General features: G+C 68.3%; 15 protein-coding genes. 4 read left to right on the top strand and 11 right to left on the bottom strand.

All coding sequences use genetic code 11. The features are described 5' to 3' along the window. Positions 1 to 86 precede the first annotated feature (86 nt). Genes E3O42_RS06175 through E3O42_RS06165 form a run of 3 tightly spaced genes read right to left on the bottom strand, consistent with a single transcriptional unit; the run spans position 87 to position 4,756 of the window. Complete coding sequence (locus E3O42_RS06175) at positions 87 to 1,190, bottom strand: FUSC family protein (RefSeq protein ID WP_134453101.1); 1,104 nt, start codon at positions 1,188 to 1,190, stop codon at positions 87 to 89. Beyond that, positions 1,187 to 3,664, bottom strand: coding sequence for an ATP-dependent helicase (locus E3O42_RS06170; protein WP_134453100.1), 2,478 nt, complete (start codon positions 3,662 to 3,664; stop codon positions 1,187 to 1,189). The genes E3O42_RS06175 and E3O42_RS06170 overlap by 4 nt, the downstream gene beginning before the upstream one ends. Positions 3,665 to 3,718: 54 nt before the next feature. Further along, positions 3,719 to 4,756 (bottom strand): glycerophosphodiester phosphodiesterase family protein, encoded by a 1,038-nt coding sequence (locus E3O42_RS06165; RefSeq protein ID WP_134453099.1) that lies wholly within the window; start codon positions 4,754 to 4,756, stop codon positions 3,719 to 3,721. 38 nt (positions 4,757 to 4,794) lie between these two features. Between E3O42_RS06165 and E3O42_RS06160 the strand changes: the two genes are divergently transcribed. After that, complete coding sequence (locus E3O42_RS06160; protein ID WP_134453098.1) at positions 4,795 to 5,406, top strand: hypothetical protein; 612 nt, start codon at positions 4,795 to 4,797, stop codon at positions 5,404 to 5,406. Positions 5,407 to 5,507: 101 nt separating this feature from the next. Beyond that, the gene (locus tag E3O42_RS06155) at positions 5,508 to 6,323 is read left to right on the top strand and encodes a Bax inhibitor-1/YccA family protein (RefSeq protein WP_134453097.1); all 816 of its coding nucleotides are present in this window, start codon (positions 5,508 to 5,510) and stop codon (positions 6,321 to 6,323) included. A 225-nt stretch (positions 6,324 to 6,548) separates the two neighbouring features. Here E3O42_RS06155 and guaA read toward each other — a convergent pair whose 3' ends face one another. The 5 genes from guaA to E3O42_RS06130 form a co-directional block, all read right to left on the bottom strand. Further along, the gene (guaA, locus tag E3O42_RS06150) at positions 6,549 to 8,228 is read right to left on the bottom strand and encodes a glutamine-hydrolyzing GMP synthase (RefSeq protein WP_255454967.1); all 1,680 of its coding nucleotides are present in this window, start codon (positions 8,226 to 8,228) and stop codon (positions 6,549 to 6,551) included. Next, complete coding sequence (locus tag E3O42_RS06145; protein WP_134453096.1) at positions 8,225 to 8,653, bottom strand: DUF3817 domain-containing protein; 429 nt, start codon at positions 8,651 to 8,653, stop codon at positions 8,225 to 8,227. The genes guaA and E3O42_RS06145 overlap by 4 nt, the downstream gene beginning before the upstream one ends. 9 nt (positions 8,654 to 8,662) lie before the next feature. Then, a complete protein-coding gene (locus tag E3O42_RS06140; RefSeq protein ID WP_241984672.1) occupies positions 8,663 to 9,478 on the bottom strand; it encodes an SURF1 family protein in 816 nt (271 codons plus the stop codon). Positions 9,479 to 9,483: 5 nt separating this feature from the next. Further along, positions 9,484 to 10,842: a cation:proton antiporter gene (locus E3O42_RS06135; protein ID WP_134453094.1), complete on the bottom strand. Its 1,359-nt coding sequence runs from the start codon at positions 10,840 to 10,842 to the stop codon at positions 9,484 to 9,486. A 3-nt stretch (positions 10,843 to 10,845) separates the two neighbouring features. Continuing rightward, complete coding sequence (locus E3O42_RS06130; protein ID WP_134453093.1) at positions 10,846 to 11,373, bottom strand: cation:proton antiporter regulatory subunit; 528 nt, start codon at positions 11,371 to 11,373, stop codon at positions 10,846 to 10,848. 271 nt (positions 11,374 to 11,644) lie between these two features. Here E3O42_RS06130 and E3O42_RS06125 point away from each other — a divergent pair, with 271 nt between their 5' ends. Then, positions 11,645 to 12,619 (top strand): hypothetical protein, encoded by a 975-nt coding sequence (locus E3O42_RS06125; RefSeq protein ID WP_134453092.1) that lies wholly within the window; start codon positions 11,645 to 11,647, stop codon positions 12,617 to 12,619. 292 nt (positions 12,620 to 12,911) lie between these two features. Here the strand turns inward: E3O42_RS06125 and E3O42_RS06120 are convergent, their stop codons facing one another. The 3 genes from E3O42_RS06120 to guaB all read right to left on the bottom strand — a co-directional run bounded on the left by E3O42_RS06120 (position 12,912) and on the right by guaB (position 17,399). Next, positions 12,912 to 14,636 (bottom strand): glycerol-3-phosphate dehydrogenase/oxidase, encoded by a 1,725-nt coding sequence (locus tag E3O42_RS06120; RefSeq protein WP_174844227.1) that lies wholly within the window; start codon positions 14,634 to 14,636, stop codon positions 12,912 to 12,914. Between the two features lie 49 nt (positions 14,637 to 14,685). Continuing rightward, positions 14,686 to 15,795: a GuaB3 family IMP dehydrogenase-related protein gene (locus E3O42_RS06115; protein ID WP_134453125.1), complete on the bottom strand. Its 1,110-nt coding sequence runs from the start codon at positions 15,793 to 15,795 to the stop codon at positions 14,686 to 14,688. 101 nt (positions 15,796 to 15,896) lie between these two features. Next, complete coding sequence (gene guaB / locus E3O42_RS06110) at positions 15,897 to 17,399, bottom strand: IMP dehydrogenase (protein ID WP_134453090.1); 1,503 nt, start codon at positions 17,397 to 17,399, stop codon at positions 15,897 to 15,899. Between the two features lie 235 nt (positions 17,400 to 17,634). On the opposite strand from guaB, the gene E3O42_RS06105 reads away from it, so the two are divergent. After that, positions 17,635 to 18,942 (top strand): branched-chain amino acid ABC transporter permease, encoded by a 1,308-nt coding sequence (locus tag E3O42_RS06105; RefSeq protein ID WP_241984669.1) that lies wholly within the window; start codon positions 17,635 to 17,637, stop codon positions 18,940 to 18,942. Positions 18,943 to 18,947: the final 5 nt, after the last annotated feature.

Below are 18,947 nucleotides of genomic sequence, written 5' to 3'. Positions count from 1 at the left end.
GGGGAGTTGATGACCGGGCGGCTGCAGCGCGCGGGTTCCAATGCAGGACACCGTACCTTCGTCGGTGGTCGCCGACAAGGCGTCGATCAGGGGGTGACGGCCGACCGGCGGGTTGCCCGGGCCAGGCCGGCGCGGGTGGCCACCACGAGGATCACGGCGACGGCACCGCCCAGCGCCGTTTCCACGACCCGGTCCACCAGAAGCTCCGACACCGGCACCGGACTGCCCAGGTGCGACACCGTCAGCGCCAGCGGCGTGATGAATAGCAGCGCAGCACCATAGTGCTTGCCGATCAGGATCTCGGCGCCGAACTGGCCGATCGCGATCACCAGGATCAGCACCCAGACGGGTGGCCCTGGCACGAGCACCAACGCTGTGACGAGGACCCCGAGCGCGGTGCCGAAGATGCGATGGAAGGCGCGGGAGGTGGAGTGCCTGGCGCCGGGCGGCGGCATCACCGCCACCACGCTCACGACCGCCCAGTACGGATGCCCGATGCCCACGAGGATGGCCAGGCCGCCGGCGACCAGACTGCCCACCACCATCTGCCCGATCGACAGCCAGACGCGGCCGTCACGGTACGCGGCCGGGTTGACGCGCGGCTGCCGCGGCAGCCGCTTGAACAGCGGAGCCGAGCGTTCCGGCGCGGCCCGGCGCAGCAACCAGCCCGACATGGTCACCATCCAGGCGAAGGCGGCACCGACCAGGCCCACCAGCAGCCGGCTCAGCACCTGGTCGGGCTCGGTGGGCACCTGGGCGCACACTGTGTAGGCGAACACGAAGAACAGCGCGGTGCTAGGGAACAGTCCCATCGTGTTGACAAGCAGCACCCCGAGAACCAACACCACGATCAGGCCCGCGGTCAGCAGGCCGAGAGGCGCCCCGAAGACGGCCAGTATGAGCCCAAAACCGATGCTGCCGACCATCCCGACGGCCGCCACGCTCACCGACCGGGCCCGCAGCCGGTACGGTTCGCTGCGCCCGAACAGAGCCGTCATACCGCCGAACGACGCGTACACCGCCCAGTCGATGCGCCCCACGAGCACCAGCACAATGAGCGGAATCACCATGGCCAGCGTCGCCCGGGTGGCGACCTCCAGGTCGAGGGCGCGCAGCGACCGTGACCACTGCCTCAGGCTTTCGGGCCGGGAGCGGGCATCCGCTGAATCGTCGTGGTTCGGGGCCGTCACTCGATCTTCTCGATCGGGGCGACCTTGATCAGCAGTTTCTTTGCCCCAGTGGTGTCGAACTGCACATGCGCGATGCGCTTCGTGCCCTCCCCGGTGACCTGATTGACCCGCCCGTCACCGAAGTCGACGTGACGGATGCGGTCGCCGGCGTTGAGGGTGAGGTCGCCGTTGTCGCGCACCTGCGCGGTGATGCGGTTGGCCCACTCGGTCTTCGGCTTGGGCGCCGGCGGCAGCTGGCCCGGAGTGCCGCTGCGGCTGCCGAAGCCGCCGCCGTCGCGGCGCGCGTTGAGCGCCCGGGGCTGGGTGCCGCCGCGGGAGTTGGCCATGCCCGGCGACTGCTTCCAGTCGATCAGGGCGGCCGGGATCTCCTGCAGGTAACGGCTGGGCATGGCCACGTTGACCTCACCGAACTGGGCGCGGGTCATCGCCAGCGACAGGTACAGCCGCTGTCGTGCACGGGTGATGCCCACGTAGAAGAGGCGTCGTTCTTCGGCGGGTCCGCCGGGTTCGCCGGCCGACATCTGGTGCGGCAGCAGCCCCTCCTCGACGCCGGTGAGGAACACGGCCTCGTACTCCAGGCCCTTGGCGGTGTGCAGCGTCATCAGCGACACGGTGCCGGAGGCGTCGTCGAGGTCGTCCGCGGCGGCGACGAGGGACACCTGGGTGAGGAAGTCGACCAGGCCGGAATCGGGGTTCTCCCGGTTGAAGTCCTTGGTCTGGGCGACGAGCTCCTCGATGTTCTCCGCCCGAACCTCGTCTTGCGCGTCGCGGCTGGCCCGCAGCACCGCGAGCAGGCCGCTGCCGTCAAGCAGGAAGGTGAGCAGGTCGCTGACGTTGGAGACCCCGGCCGGGTTCTCCGGGTCGAGGCTGAGCGCGGCGGTGTCGAGCAGGGTGGCCAGCTTCAGGATGGCCCCGGTCACCTTGGGGCCCAGGCCCAGGCCGCCGGAATCGCGCATGGCCTGGCGGAAGGAGATGCCGTTGGTCTCGGCGAAGCTGGCCAGCTGGGTCTCGGTGGCCGGGCCGATGCCGCGCTTCGGGGTGTTCAGGATACGGCGGAGCGCCAGTTCGTCCAGCGGGTTGGCCACGGCGACGAGGTAGGCCAGCGCATCCTTGATCTCGGCGCGTTCGTAGAACTTGGTGCCGCCGACGACGCGGTACGGCACCGCGGCGCGCACCAGGATCTCTTCCAGCGCACGGGTCTGCGCGTTGGTGCGGTAAAACACCGCCATGTCGCGGTAGGCCATGCCGGCGCGGTGCAGCACCTCGATCTCGTCTGCGACGAACTGGGCCTCGTCGTGCCCGTTGTACGCGGTGTAGCCCACGATCTTCTCACCGTCGCCGCCGGCGCTCCAGAGCCGCTTCTCGCGGCGGTCGAAGTTGTTGCCGATCACGGCGTTCGCGGCCGAGAGGATGTTCTGGGTTGAGCGGTAGTTCTGCTCCAGCAGGATCACCTTGGTGCCGGGGAAGTCCCGTTCGAACTCGGTGATGTTGCGGCTGGAGGCGCCACGGAACGCGTAGATGGACTGGTCGGAATCGCCGACCACGGTCAGGCTGGCACCGGGAATCTGCCCGGAGGTGTCCTGCAGGTTCTTCACGTGCAGGCCTTGGTCCTCCATGTCGTCGGCCAGTTCGGCGTCGATCGGGCGGGTGAGCTCGCGCACCAGCGCGTACTGGGCGTGGTTGGTGTCCTGGTATTCGTCGACCAGGATGTGCCGGAACCGGCGCCGGTACAGCGCCGCGACCTTGGGGAAGGCCCGGAACAGGAACACGGTCTCGCCGATCAGGTCGTCGAAGTCGAGGGCGCTGGCCGCGCGCAGTCGTCGCGTGTACTGGCGGAAGATTTCGACGAACATGACCTCCTGCGGGTCGCTCATGTTCGCGTTGCGGGCGTAGGAGTCGACATCCGCCAACTCGTTCTTGAGCTTGGAGATCTTTGACGCCACGTTGCCGGGCGTGAAGCCGAGGGTGTCGGCGTCGAGCTGCTTGATGATGCGCTTGATGGTGACCTTGGAGTCGGCAGAGTCGTAGATGCTGAAGTTCGCCGACAGGCCCGCGCTCTCGGCCTCACGGCGCAGGATGCGCACGCAGGAGGAGTGGAAGGTGCTGATCCACATACCGTCGGACGCCTGGCCCAGCAGGGCCTTGACCCGCTCGCGCATCTCGGCGGCGGCCTTGTTGGTGAACGTGATCGCGAGGATCTGGCTGGGCCACGCCTCGCGGCTCTCGATCAGGCCGGCGACCCGGCGGGTGAGCACGCTGGTCTTGCCCGAGCCGGCGCCGGCGACGATGAGCAGGGCGGGCCCGCGGTACCGCACGGCCTCGAGCTGCTGCGGGTTGAGGCCGTCGAAGAGCGGGCTCTGCTGCTCTGAACCGCCGTGCGAACCGGCGTCGGGGCCCGCTCGTCCGTCGAGGATGATCGGGGTCGCGGACGACCTGGTCGCGGGGGCGTTGGGCAGGTCTGGAGACAAAGTCATGGCCAGCCAATTCTAGGCGCAGCCGCTGACATCCGCCCCTCGGCGGGCACGGCGTCAGGCCGGTGAGAGCGGATGCGGCAGCCCGGCGGGCAGCCCGTCACGAACGAAGACCGCCAGGTCGGGCTGGTCGGCGAAGACGCCGTCGATGCCGGTGTCCATGATCGTGCGGAACTCGGCCTGCCAGTTGCCGAAGTCGGCCTTGCGGGTGCCGACCCTGAAGCTGGGGGCGAGGAACCGGTTCTCCGGGCGCAGCGTCCAGGTGTAGATCGCCAGGCCGGCGGCGTGGGCGGCGTCCACCAGGTCTGAGGCGCCGTCGACGTTGCCGTCGGCACCGGTGTGGAGGATGAGGGACTTGGGCACGCTGATGCCGTCGACCTGATGGCCCAGCTGGTAGAGCGCCAGGTCGGTGAGGTACTCCGCGTAGGTCGTGGCCCGGTCACCGAACCTGGCGACGAGATCCGCGGGGGCTCCGCTGGCCTCGAGCAGGAACACCCGGCGGCCGAAAACGCCGCGCGCCTGCACCTGGGCCAGCACGGTGCGCTCGAAGCTCTCGATGGTCAGCCGGCCCTCCCCGGTGTTCCAGCCGGCCTCGTTGACCTCGGCGGCGAACAATTCGTCCAGCGGCAGCCCGATGGACTCGAAGTAGCTGGCGTGCTTGATCTCGGCGACGACGCCGAGCTCGCGGTCCAGGGGCGCCTCCGCGCGGTCGACGAGGCGGAGCACGTCGCGCAACCGCAGGATCGGGAAGACCCCGTCGAAGCTGGCGCTGAGGCCCCGCAGGGCGGGCAGCCGCTCGCGGGCGCGCAGGGTGCGCAGCTCCGCCCAGGTGAAGTCTTCGGTGAACCAGCCGGTCAGGGCTACACCGTCGATGACCTTTTCGGTGCGTCGGCCGGCGAATTCGGCGTGGGCGGCCACATCCGTCGTGCCCGAGATCTCGTTCTCGTGCCGCACCACCAGCACGCCGTCCTTGGTGGCGACGATGTCGGGCTCCACGGCGTCGGCACCCAGCGCGAACGCGAGCCGGTACGCGGCCTCGGTGTGCTCCGGACGGTAGCCGCTGGCACCGCGGTGAGCGATCACGAGTGGTGGCATGTCCCAACATTAGCCGCGGCCTGCCAGAATCTTTGGTTATGAGCACTCGGATGGAGCCGACCCCGCGCGTGCGCTGGGGCGACCCCCGCTGGCGGTACGGGGTGGGCTTGGTCACCATAGTGCTCGGCGTGGCCCTGACCAACCTGATCAGCACCTACAGTCTGTGGTTCCTGTTGGTCGGGCCCTGCGTGCAGTTGCTTGGCTGGCTGATCCTGCCCGGTGCTCTCTGGCGCCGGCTCCTCGTGATCCTGCCGTGCCTGCTGGCCGGGCTGGTGCTCGTCGCCGGGCCGGACTTCGCGGGGGCCTTCGCGGTGCTGCTGGCCGGATGGCTGTTCGCCCGGCACCGGCCGGGGCGCAGCTACCTGGCGCTGATCCCGGTGATCGCGCTGAGCTTCGTGCTCAAGGGCGCCCTGAACGAGTACGGCCAGAACTGGGTCGGGTTGGTGAGCGGGTCCGTGGCCAGTGTGGCCTGCGCGTGGCTGGGTTGGGCGTTGGCGCTCTGGCGCAGGCGCCGGATCACCGCCAGGCAGGCGGCGGCAGCGGGCGGCGCGGAGGCGCCGGAACCGGCGGAACCGGTCTACAGAGCGGGGCCGACGATCCCGGCCGGGCCGGACGCATCCGCCCTGCCCGGCCCCGCCAAGGCTGAGTAGACTCTCAGCAAACTACGGGTTGATCCGGTAGATTTAAGTACAGACTCGCGCGTCGAACACCGGCGCGCATCCCTCACCAGCTGATTGTTAGGCAGGAAACCATGGCTACCTCCAACCCCGCATTTAGAAACGCCGCGTTCGGCGCTCCGGGCGCCGTTGCAACGTCCAAGGTGCTCTCCGACAACGACCTGCAGGCGCTGTACAACTCACCCTCCGCCGGTTCGCAGGACACCGACCGGATGACCTACGAGGACACGATCGGCAAGACCGTCCTGGCCTTCGCGATCCTCCTGGCCGCCGCGGCGACAGCGTGGGTGCTCACCCCGGTGATGCCGTTCCTGGTCATCCTCGGTGCCATCGGCGGGCTCGTGCTCGGCCTGGTCAACGCCTTCAAAAAGGAGCCGTCGCCGCCCCTGATCCTCGCCTACGCCGCGCTGGAGGGCCTGTTCGTCGGTGGCATCTCGCGCATCTTCGAGCAGATCGCTCCCGGCGTGGTCGTGCAGGCGGTCATCGCCACCCTCGTGGTCGTCGGTGTCACCCTGGCCCTGTTCTCCAGCGGCAAGATCCGCGCGTCGAAGCGGGCTACCAAGGTGTTCCTCGTCGCCATGATCGGCTACGCCGTCTTCTCCCTGGTCAACTTCGGCATGATGATGTTCGGCGCCGTTGACGGTGCGTTCGGCATGCGCAGCGGCAGCATCGAGATCGCCGGTTTCGAGATCAAGCTGGGCCTGCTCATCGGCGTGCTGGCCGTGCTCATGGCCGCGTACTCCCTGGTGCTGGACTTCGACTTCATCCAGAAAGGCGTCAACAACCGCGCTCCCCGCAAGTACGGCTGGAGCGGCGCGTTCGGCATCATGGTCACCGTCGTGTGGCTCTACATCGAGCTGCTGCGCATCTTCATGATCGCCCGCGAGTAGCGCCCCCTCGCACACCCCGAAAGGGCCGGCCCACCACGGGCCGGCCCTTTCGTCGTCTCGCGGTCGCCAGAGCGCAATTCGGGCTACGCGGGCACGGCGCCGTTATGCGGGTGGCGCGCCAGGCGCATAACGGCGCCTGACCCGCATACCGCGCCGAGGGCTAACGACGGAAGCACCCTCGCGCAGGGCGAGGGTGCTTCCGGTGCTACGGGAGCGGCGGGACGCCTACTCCCACTCGATGGTCCCCGGCGGCTTCGACGTGACGTCGAGCACCACGCGGTTGACACCGTCGACCTCGTTGGTGATGCGGTTGGAGATCTTCGCGAGCAGGTCGTACGGCAGGCGGGTCCAGTCGGCCGTCATGGCGTCCTCTGAGGACACCGGGCGCAGCACGATCGGGTGGCCGTAGGTGCGGCCATCGCCCTGCACGCCCACCGAGCGTACGTCGGCGAGCAGCACCACGGGGCACTGCCAGATCTCCCGGTCCAGGCCGGCGGCGGTCAGTTCGGCGCGCACGATCGCATCCGCCTGACGCAGCAGGTCCAGGCGCTCCTGGGTGACCACACCGACGATGCGGATGCCCAGGCCGGGTCCGGGGAACGGCTGGCGTTGCACGATCTCGGCGGGCAGGCCCAGCTCGGCACCGATGGCCCGCACCTCGTCCTTGAACAGGGCGCGCAGCGGCTCGACGAGCTCGAACTGCAGGTCCTCGGGCAGGCCACCCACGTTGTGGTGGCTCTTGATGTTGGCGGTGCCGCTGCCGCCGCCGGACTCGACGACGTCGGGGTACAGGGTGCCCTGCACGAGGAACCGGATCGGGTCGCCGTCGATCTCGGCGGCCTCCTTGATGAGCTCGGCCTGAGCCTGCTCGAAGGTGCGGATGAACTCGCGGCCGATGATCTTGCGCTTGGTCTCCGGGTCGCTGACCCCGGCGAGGGCGGAGATGAACTGCTCGCGCACATCCACCGTGACGAGGCGGATGCCGGTGGCCTTCACGTAGTCCTCTTCGACCTGGCGACGCTCGTCCTCGCGCAGCAGGCCGTGGTCCACGAACACGCACACCAGCTGGTCGCCGATGGCCTTGTGCACCAGGGCGGCCGCGACGGCGGAGTCGACCCCGCCGGAGAGCCCGCAGATGACCTTGCCGGTGCCGACCTGGGCCTGGATCAGCGCGACCTGCTCGGCGATGACGTTGCCGCTGTTCCAGTCGGCGGGGATGCCGGCGGCGCGGTGCAGGAAGTTCTCCAGAACGTGCTGGCCGTGCGCGGAGTGCTTGACCTCGGGGTGCCACTGCACGCCGTAGAGCTTGCGCTCGTCGTTGGCGAACGCGGCGACCGGGGTCGACACCGTGGAGGCGAGCACCGTGAAGCCGTCGGGGGCCTTGGACACCGAGTCGCCGTGGCTCATCCACACGGCCTGCTCGGCGGGCTGGTCGGCGAGCAGCGCGTTGACGCTGTCGGAGACGACCACCGGGGTGGAGCCGTATTCGCGCTGGCCGGTGTGCGAGACCTCGCCGCCGAGGGCGGTGGCCATCACCTGGAAGCCGTAGCAGATGCCCAGCACCGGGATGCCGAGATCGAAGATGGCCGAGTCGAAGGCGGGGGCGCCGTCGGCGTAGACGCTGGACGGTCCACCGGAGAGCACGATGCCGATCGGGTTCTTCTCGGCCACCTCCGCGGCAGTGATCGAGTGCGCCACGATCTCCGAGTACACGGATGCCTCGCGCACGCGCCGGGCGATCAGCTGCGCGTACTGCGCGCCGAAGTCGACCACGAGCACCGGGCGGCTGACGCCGGACGCCGCTACGGGAGCGGTGCCTTCCTCGGTGCCGATCAGGTTTTCGAGGCCCTCGGCGCCCTCGGCGCCCTCGGCTCCCACGACGTCCATCGGGTTCACGGCGCTCATGCGCGGACCCCGCTTTCGACCGCGGCGACCGGGTGCGCGGCAAGGTAGGCCGTGACGCGCTGGCCGACCTTCACCTCGAGGAAGAAGGACAGGAACGGGATGATGCCTCCAAGGGCGATCAGAAGGAAGGTGGGGAAAGGCCAGCGCATGATGCTCCAGAGGCGGAAGTCGGCGAACAAATACAGAACGTAGAACCAGCCGTGCACGATCAGCAAACCGGTGCTCAGGTTGACGGCGGCCACGGTGCCCTCCGGCACGAGGGCCAGCAAACCATTGGTGCCGAAGGCCTCAAGCTCGGTGCCGAAGAAGTACTTGGCGATCACTNGCAGCAGCAGCAGGACACCGGTGATGATCGACGAGACCTGGTACAGCCGAAGCGCACCGGGGATTCTGGGCAGGTCGGCGGGCTTGGGTTCAAGTGGCATGGGCTAATTCTACGGGGCGTTCGCGTGCGGCCGGTCGGCGCCCGGGGCCGGGCCGGATGCCTCGTCCGGCGAACCGGCGGCGATCTCGGCTTCCTCGGTCTCGCGCTCCCAGGCATCCCGCACCAGGCGGTACCAGAGGAAAACGGCGAACCCGGCGAAGACGACCCACTCGAGCGCGTAGAAGATGTTCAACCAGTTCAGCGGAACCTCCACGACGGGCTCCGGGGAGTCGATGACCGCCAGACCGTCGGGTGCGACGGTGTCGACGATGTAGCCCTGGTACACGGACTGGTCGGACCAGTTCGCCCAGAGGTTGATCAGCGCCGCCGTGGACACCGTGGTCATGGTGTGCGGATCGGCATCTTCGTCCGGCAGTCCGGGTGCCTCAGAGGAGAGGAACCGGCCGGTGAGCGGCTGCAGCGAGAGGATCGACATCTGCGTGGCGAGCCGGTCGCGGACCGCGGCGGCCTCGTCGGAGTCGGCGGTCCAGCCGCGGGCCACCGCGATGCTGGCGCCCTCATCGGTGACGAAGTGGCTGACCACCCAGAAGCCGGTCTCGCCGCCGTTGTGCCGGCCGCTGATGATCTGCTCATCGCCGGCCACGAAGGAGCCGGACGTCTGAACCATCTGGCCCTCCGCGGCCTGCGCGGGCGGCCCATCCGGCGACACGGTGTCGCTGAGCGGCTGCACGGTCTCGGTGCTGCGCTCCACGACCTCGCCGGAAGAGATGGCGCGGTCCAGCTGCCACTGGCCGAGCAGAGCGAAGCCGGCGGCGATGGCCAACGCCAGCACCAGCGCGGCGATCCACCGGCGACGCACCATCATGCGGATCACGAGTAGTCACCCGTCCGGTCGTCCTGGCCGGCCTTGTCGGTCTTCTTCTGGGGGGTCGGGTACGTGTCGGAGATGAAGTCCACCATCGGGTCGCCGGATTTCTGGTCGTGGGTGACCGCCTCAACCAGCGCGATCTCCTCGGCGCGCATGGCGTCGCGCTCCGGGGTGCGGGTGGGCGGATGCGCCGCTCTGGAGCGCCGGCTGAAGGCGGCGCCGATCTTCTCCGAGTTGGCGGTGAACAGCGGGCCGAGGATCGCCATGGTCAGCACGTACAGTCCCGCGAACGGTTGCAGCCGCGGGTCGAGGCCCGCGCTGACCGACAGCGTCGCCAGGATCAGGGTGAACTCGCCGCGGTTGACGAAGATCGCGGCGGTGTTCAGGCCTTCCCGCACCCCCATCTGGTGCATCCGGGCCAGCAGCGCGCCCGACCCCAGGCTGAGCACAAAGGTCATCACGATGGCGATGCCCACCAGGCCTATGACCGAGCCGAACTCGGCCACGTTCAGCGCCAGGCCGAAGTTGAGGAAGAAGAACGCCCCGAAGACATCACGCAGCGGCACCGCCACCCGTTCGATGCGACCCCGGTAGGTGCTCGCGCCCAGCACCACGCCGATGAGGAACGCGCCGATGGCGTCGGTGACGCCGATGATCTCGCCGATGCCGGCGAAGAGCACAGCCAGGCCGAAGAACAGGATGGTGAAGAGCTCGTCGTCCTTGGTGCGCATCAGCCTGGACACGACCCGGCCGCCCCACCGGGCGACGGAGAACATCACCACGAGGAACAGGAACGCGATGCCCAGTTGCAGCACGATCGGCCAGATCTCGGTCTTGCCGCTGAGAACCACGGACACGATGGCCAGGTACACGGCGATGAAGATGTCACCGACCACGGTCACCCCGAGGATCATCGGGGTTTCCTTGTTGGCCAGCCGGCGCAGTTCGATGAGCAGTTTGGTGATGATCGCGCTGGACGAGGTGCCGGTCATGCCCGCGATGACCAGGGCCTCCCTGGCACCCCAGCCGGTCATCATTCCGAACGCGAAGCCGGCGCCCATGTTGATCAGGATGTAGCTGCCGCCGGAGACCAACAGCTTTCCGGCGTCGCCGAAAAAGGCCTCCTGGTCGAACTCGAGGCCCAGGCTGAACAAGAGCAGGATCAGCCCGAAGACCGCGATGAGTTCGATGTCGGCGGAATGGAAGTCCAGCGGGAACCATCCGCTGTACGGGCTCGCCAGCAGACCCACGATCATGTAGATCGGGATCGACGGCAGGCCGATCAGCTTGCCCAGGCGGCCGAGGACGTAGGCAACCACCAGCAGGATGCCCAGGGTGAGGAGGTCTTCACCGAGGTTCATCGGCTACCCTCCAGGCGGCGCGACGACGGGCTTGGCCTTGATCTCACCGGTGCGGAAGAAGGCGAAGGCCTTCGCGACCTTCTCGGGAGATCCGGCCACCACCAGGGTGTCGCCGGGGAAGACCTTGAAGTCGGGCGCGGGAGCCGGGTTGGCGGATTCGCCGCGCACGACGGCCACCACGGTGAGTCCGGCGATGCCGCGCTCGGCGGGGTTGCCCAGCGGCTGGCCGGCGATGTGGTCCTCGTAGTCCACGGTGAACCAGTCGATGCTCAGCCCGGGGATCTGGTCGAGCGCGGTGAGCGACTCGGTGATCTGGGTGCCACCGAGCAGTTCGGCGAGGGTGTGCGCCTCGTCCTCGCTCAGGCGCAGGGAAACCTTGCTGGCGTCGGGGCCGCCCTCGTCGTCGGCGAAAGTGATCAGGTCGCTGTGACCGGAACGGTGCGCGATGACACCGACCTTGCCGCCGTCATCGGTGATGAAGGTGTGCAGCACACCCACACCGGGGAGCTTGACCCGTCGAACGTCAACCATGGTGCGACTCCTGAAGGCTTGTGGGCGGTCTTCTCATTCTACCGGAGCGTGTCTGCCGGTTTGGCGGGCCGCGGCGCCGCCGCATCCGCTCGGCTCGCCGCGCCCCGCGATTGCCCCGCGCCGCGTTCGGTGCGCCCCGTATGGCCCAGTGCGCCCGCTATGCCTGGCGCATTCAGCCATACGGGGTGCACGCCCAGACGACGGGAAGGCGGAAGTGCACAGATCTCCCGCCGCGCCTCCACCGGAAGCGGTAATCTGCGACCCTCTCCGAATGGACACCACCTCATCTGGCGGTTTGGACGCACTCACCATGTTGATCGGCCGCAACGGCCTCATCCTCGCGACCGACGCGGCGCGAGTCGGCCTCCAGCGGGAGCTCCGACGCGAGTTCGAACGAAAGGGACTCGTCCGCCTTCGTCGCGGGGTGTACGTGCTCACCACAGAGTGGGCGGCCCTGGGGGCGGATGAGCGCTACCTCCGCCGGATCCGGGCACATGCCGCGGTCGCTGAGGGGCCCGCCGTCTACTCGCACGTCTCCGCGGCAGCGCTCTGGGGTTTGCCGATCGTCGGTGCCTGGCCCACGGAGGTTCATCTCACCGCCTCGGCGGCGGCGGGCGGACGATCCCGGCCCGGCGTTGTCCGTCATTCGCAGGAGCACAGCCTCGACGTCATGGAGCACGAGGGGCTTCGGGTGACGTCCGTCGCGGCCACCGCCGTGGCAATGGCCCGAATGCTCCGGTTCGGCCAGGCGGTGGCGGTGATGGACAAGGCCTTGCACCAACCACGCGCCGGTGACGCGTTGACGACCAGGGAAGAGCTCGAACAGGCGTTTGCGCAGCTCGGCCGCGTCCCCGGCCGCGCGGCGGCGGGACGCGCGCTGGACTTCGCCTCGCCGCTCTCGGGATCGGTGGGAGAGTCGATCAGCCGAGCCGGCATCTTCCTGCTGGGCTTTCTCGCACCGGAGTTGCAGGTGCCGCACTGGGATCAGGCCGGCTTGATCGGATATAGCGACTTCTTCTGGCCGGGCATCCGCACCGTCGGCGAATTCGACGGGCACGGCAAGTATCTGCGCGACGAATTCACCCGCGGGCGCCCCGTCGCCGGCATCGTCATCGCCGAAAAAGTCCGGGAAGACCGACTGCGCGCGTTGGGGCTGGGCGTTTTCCGTTGGGACTGGCCGATCGCCACATCCCTCGAGGCGTTGGGTGCCCTCCTCACCCGGAACGGTGTCCCCCGCGCCCGCTGAGCCCAGACGCCGTCGCCGGTGCACCCCCGGTGGCGCGATGCACCATCTATAGCGGGTGCACCGCGCCACACGGGGTGCACTGGGCCGCCGCGGGCATCGGAGGCGACGCAGCACGGGTGAAGCCGTTCCCTCAGGTGCAGTGGCGGCAGCAGGGCCCGCGGGCGAAGTTGGGTCCCGCCGGTGCACTCCGTATGGCAGGATGCGCCCGCCATGGCGGGTGCAGCGCGCCACACGGGGCGCACCGAACGCGGGAGTGGGGCGACCGAGCCGAGCCGCAGCGCGCGGCATCCGCTCAGTTCGTCACGATGTCCGGCGCCTCCAACCGCACCCGGTCGGCGGATTCGTCGTCGGGCTGGGTCTGCGAGGCTCGCTCGGCGGCGACCCGCTTGAGGTAGATCGACACCTCCCGCTCCTCACGCTCGGTGTCCCAACCCAGCACCCCGGCCAGCAGCCGTGCGGCGACGGGTGCCGCGGACACCCCGCGGTCCCAGGCCTCGATCGAGATACGGGTGCGCCGGGCGAGCACGTCCTCGAGGTGGAGCGCGCCCATGTGGGTGGCGGCGTAGACCACCTCGGCCTGGATGTAGTCGTCGGCGCCGGGCAGCGGGTCGGCCAGCTCCGGCTTCTCCTTGATCAGGTCGAGCAGTTCGTCGGTGAGGGTGCCGTAACGGTTGAGCAGGTGCTCGATCCGCACGGTGTGCAGGTTGAAGGCGTGGGCGATCTTGCCGCGCTTGTTCCACGCGGCCCGGTAGCCTTCGGCGCCGAGCAACGGGATCTCCTTGGTCGTGGACGGCGGCACCAGCCCGTCGAGGGCATCCACTGCGGCGTCGATCGCGTCCTTGGCCATCACCCGGTAGGTGGTCCACTTGCCGCCGGCGATCACGACCAGGCCGGGCACCGAGTGCCCGACGAGGTGCTCGCGGGACAGCTTGGAGGTCTGCTCGGACTCCCCCGCCAGCAGCGGCCGGAGGCCAGCGTAGACTCCCTCCACGTCTTCCCGGGTCAGCGGCACCTGCAGCACGGCGTTGACGTGTTCGAGCAGGTAGTCGATGTCCGCGGCCGTGGCTGCAGGATGCGCCTTGTCCAGGTGCCAGTCGGTGTCGGTGGTGCCGATCAGCCAGTGCCGGCCCCACGGGATCACGAAGAGCACGCTCTTCTCGGTGCGCAGCAGCAGGCCCATCGACGACTGGAACCTGTCCCGCGGCACGACGAGGTGGATGCCCTTGGACGCGCGCACCTTGAAGGTGCCGCGTTCGCCGACCATCCGCTGGGTGTCGTCGGTCCAAACGCCGGTGGCGTTGACCACCTGCTTGGCGCGAACCTCGAAGCGCTCCCCGGTCTGCAGGTCGTGTGCCTGCACGCCGACGACCCGTTCGCCCACCTTGAGGAAGCCCTCCACCCGTACCCGGCTGGCCACGTGGGCGCCGTACGCCGACGCCGTGCGGGCCAGCGACGCCACGTAGAGGGCGTCGTCGACCTGCGCGTCGTAGTAGGTGATGCCGCCGACGAGGGCGTTGTGGTTGAGGCTGGGCACCAGCTTGGCCACCTGGCCGCGACTGAGGTGCCGGTGATGCGGCACTCCGGGCCGGCCACCGATGTAGGAGAGCATGTCGTAGAGCAGCATCCCGGCGCCCACGTAGCCGCGTTCGAAGACCCGCTTCTTCAACGGGTAGAGGAACCGCACCGGCTTGACCAGGTGCGGGGCGATGCGCTTGAGCAGCAGCCCGCGTTCGGTGAGGGCCTCCCGCACCAGTCGGAAGTCGAGCTGTTCCAGGTAGCGGATGCCGCCGTGCACCAGCTTCGACGAGCGGCTCGAGGTGCCCGACGCCCAGTCCCGCGCCTCGAGCATCCCGACACTCAACCCGCGGGTGACTGCATCCAGGGCGCTGCCGGTGCCGACGATGCCGCCGCCGACCACGAGGATGTCGAGTTCCTTGGATTTGAGGCGCTCGATCGCCGCCGCGCGTTCCTCAGGTCCGAGCTTCGTTGACCTGGTCACCGAATTATCGTGCGTCATCTGCAAACTCCCATCGCCATCGGTGGTGCTTGCTTCGACGCTAGTTCACTCAGTACGGCGCGACAACTACCTCGACCCGCTGAAATTCCTTGATTCCGCTGTAACCGGTGGTCGCCATCGAGCGGCGCAGGGCACCGACCAGGTTGGCGGTGCCGTCGGCGACCGGTGCGGGTCCGTAAAGGATCGCCTCGAGCGGGGCGACGGTGCCCACCTCAACGCGCTTGCCGCGGGGCAGCTGCGAGTGGTGCGCTTCGGCTCCCCAGTGGAAGCCGCCGCCGGGAGCGTCGGTGGCGCGGGCGAGGGCGGTGCCGAGCATCACGGCATCCGCGCCGCAGGCGATGGCCTTGACGATGTCGCCGGAGGTGCTGAGGCCGCCGTCGGCGATGACGTGCACGTAGCGGCCGCCGGATTCGTCCATGTAGTCGCGGCGGGCGCCGGCGACGTCGGCCACGGCGGTGGCCATGGGGGCGTGGATGCCGAGGCTGGTGCGGGTGGTGGATGCCGCGCCGCCGCCGAAGCCGACGAGCACGCCGGCCGCGCCGGTGCGCATCAGGTGCAGCGCCGCGGTGTAGGTGGCGGCGCCACCGACGATGACGGGCACGTCGAGGTCGTAGATGAACTTCTTGAGGTTCAGCGGCTCCTGGTTGCGGGAGACATGCTCGGCGCTGACCGTGGTGCCCCGGATGACGAAGAGGTCGACGCCGGCGGCGACGACGGTCTCGTAGAGCTCCTGGGTGCGCTGCGGCGACAGGGCGCCGGCGACGGTGACGCCGGCGGCGCGGATCTCGGCGAGGCGCTCGGTGACGAGGGCCGGCTTGATCGGCTCGGCGTAGATCTCCTGCATGCGCGCCGTGGTCTTGTCGGCGGGCAGCGCTCGGATCTCGGCCAGCAGCGGCTCCGGGTTCTCGTACCGGGTCCAGAGGCCTTCGAGGTCGAGCACGCCGAGGCCGCCCAGCTGGCCCATCATGATCGCGGTCGTCGGCGAGACGACGGAGTCCATCGGGGCGGCGAGGAACGGGATGTCGAACTGGTAGGCGTCGATGGACCAGCCGACCGACACATCCTCGGGATCACGGGTGCGCCGACTGGGCACCACCGCGATGTCGTCGAAGGCGTATACGCGGCGTGCGCGCTTGGACCGGCCGATCTCAATTTCCATACTCACTAGCTCAGTTTAGTCGCAGCCCATTTGGTCGCCGAACCGTGAGAAAAGCCCCGAAAACTCGAGATTCTCGGGGCTTTTCTCTCAGTTCGCGGATGCTAGCGGCGGTAGTTGGGCGCCTCGACCACGATCTGCACGTCGTGCGGGTGGCTCTCCTTCAGGCCCGCGGCGGTGATGCGCACGAACTTGCCCTTCTGTTTGAGCTCGTCGATGGTGCGCGCGCCCACGTAGAACATCGACTGTCGCAGCCCGCCGATGAGCTGGTACGCCACGTTCGACACCGGGCCGCGGTAGGGCACCTGGCCCTCGATGCCCTCGGGGATGAGCTTGTCGTCGCTGGGCACATCGGACTGGAAGTAGCGGTCCTTGGAGTAGGAGGTCTTGTTGCCGCGGGTCTGCAGCGCGCCCAGCGATCCCATGCCACGGTAGGTCTTGAACTGCTTGCCGTTGACGAAGACGAGCTCGCCAGGGCTCTCGTCGCAGCCGGCCAGCAGGGAGCCGAGCATCACGGTGTCGGCGCCGGCGACGAGCGCCTTGGCGATGTCGCCGGAGTACTGCAGTCCGCCGTCGGCGATGACCGGCACGCCGGTCTCCCGCGCGGCCAGCGAGGCCTGGTAGACCGCGGTGATCTGGGGCACGCCCACGCCGGCGACGATGCGGGTGGTGCAGATCGAGCCGGGGCCCACGCCCACCTTGATGGCATCCGCGCCCGCGTCGATGAGCGCCTGCGCGCCGGAGCGGGTGGCGACGTTGCCGCCGATGACGTCGACGTCGGCGAAGGCCTTGTCGGACTTGAGCTTGCGGATGATCTCGAGCACACCGGCGCTGTCGCCGTTGGCGGTGTCGACAACGAGCACGTCGACGCCGGCCTCGAGCAGGGCGGATGCGCGGCGCCAGGCGTCACCGAAGAAGCCGATGGCCGCGCCCACGCGCAGTCGCCCGCCGTCGTCCTTCGTAGCGGAGGGGTATTCCTCGCTCTTGTCGAAGTCCTTGACGGTGATGAGGCCGGTGAGCCGGCCGGCGTCGTCGACGAGGGGCAGCTTCTCGATCTTGTGGGTGGCGAAGATGGCCACGGCGTCCATGGGGGCCATGCCCACCTTGCCGGTGATCAGCGGCGACGTCGTCATGACTTCGCGCACGCGGGTGGTGTGCTTGGCCACGGCGGAGACGAAGCGCATGTCGCGGTTGGTGATGATTCCCACGAGCACACCGTCGTTGTCGACGACCGGCAGGCCGCTGATGCGGAACTGGCCGCAGAGGGCATCCACCTCGGCGACGGTGGCGTCGGGCGAAGTCGTTACCGGATTGGTAATCATGCCGGATTCGCTGCGCTTGACCAGGTCCACCTGCTCGGACTGGTCGGCGATCGACAGGTTGCGGTGCAGGATGCCCAGACCGCCTTCACGAGCCATGGCGATGGCCATGCGGGTCTCGGTGACGGTGTCCATGGCACTGGACAGCAGCGGCGTCGCGACGCTCATTCTGCGGGTTAGCCGGGACTTTGTCTCGGCCTCGCTCGGAATGACGTCGGTGTGGCCCGGCAGGAGAAGGACGTCGTCGTAGGTGAGTCCGGTGAAACCGAACGGATCTGGCTGATCCATGAAACCCCTTTTGCATTTGCGGATAGAGAAAAAAGTCCGGAAATCCAAGGGATGCAACCGGTACTCAATGTTAAGCGACGTTGCGCTTCGCGCATTCCGCGATCCAAAATCGTCAGCACTGAATTCTGCGCACGAAACATATGCGACATAATCGGCACGTACTGTCAGCAAAGTCGCTGGCAGGCAAGTCCGTGCCAGTTCGAATACGCACCGACGGTGCCGCCATGGAGGTGCAGTGAGCAATACACACGCTGTCCGCAGAACCACGCCCAGGATGTTGGTGCTGCTATTCGGCCTACTTCTAACCGCCCTGACGTTATCCACGTTCGGGGCGAGCGCGGCTCATGCGGATGAGATCAACACTGATCAGTACGAATACGTGCTCTCGGGTAATGTGCAATTCGGTGGCGAGCCCATCGGGGACGTGCTCATTTCCGTCGAAGGCTCCGGCTACGAGGCCGAGGTCGTCACGGATGCCGAGGGCAAGTGGCGCATCGGCGTTCCAGAGAAGGCGACCTACACGGTCACCCTCGACGAAGACACCCTCCCGAAGGGCGTGGTCGTCGCCAAGGGCGGTGCCGAGATCCAGGCCGAGTTCGGCCTCACCAAGGTGAAGTCGGTGAACTACTTCCTCGGCGAGGGAGAGCGCATCACGGTCAGCTTCTTCGACCAGTTCGTGAACCGGTTCGTGAACGGCCTGAACTTCGGCCTGCTGCTAGCCCTGGCCGCGATCGGCATGTCGCTGATCTTCGGCACCACGGGCCTGAGCAACTTCGCGCACGCGGAGATGATCACGTTCGGTGCGTTGGCCACCCTCACCCTCTCCACGACCCTCGGGTTGCCGATCTGGCTGGCGATCATGCTGGCGATCGCCCTCAGCGGCCTGCTGGGCTTCGGGCTCGACGCCACCATCTGGAAACCCCTGCGGAAGAAGGGCGTCGGGTTGATCCCGCTGATGATCGTCAGCATCGGCCTGTCCCTGGCGCTGCGGTACACGTTCCAGCTGTTCTACGGCGGCGGCACCAGCCAGCTGCCCGGCTCCGGCATGACTGACCTCAAGTTCGGCCCGATCTCGCTGTCGCCGATCGACCTGGCCAGCATGGGCATCAGCATCGTGGTGCTTCTCGCGGTCTCCTACTTCCTGCTGCGCACCCGCATCGGCAAGGCCACCAGGGCCGTCTCCGACAACCCCAGCCTCGCCTCCGCCAGCGGCATCGACGTGGATGGCGTCATCCGCATAGTGTGGATCGTCGGCGGGTCGCTTGCCGGCCTCTCCGGTGTGCTCTGGGCGTACTTCCGGCCGGGGGTCAGCTGGGACATGGGCTTCCAGATCCTGCTGCTGGTCTTCGCGGCCACCACCCTCGGCGGCCTCGGCACCGCGTTCGGCGCCCTCGTGGGATCGATCATCGTGGGCCTGTTCGTCGAGCTGTCCACGCTGTGGATTCCATCCGACCTGAAGTACGTCGGTGCACTTGTCGTTTTGATCCTGGTGCTGCTGCTTCGGCCGCAAGGCATCCTGGGTCGCAAAGAGAGAATTGGCTAGGGGCT

Origin of the sequence: Cryobacterium adonitolivorans (assembly GCF_004402695.1) — a bacterium.
Taxonomy (GTDB): Bacteria; Actinomycetota; Actinomycetes; order Actinomycetales; family Microbacteriaceae; genus Cryobacterium; species Cryobacterium adonitolivorans.
This window is presented reverse-complemented; position numbering and strand designations above follow the sequence as displayed.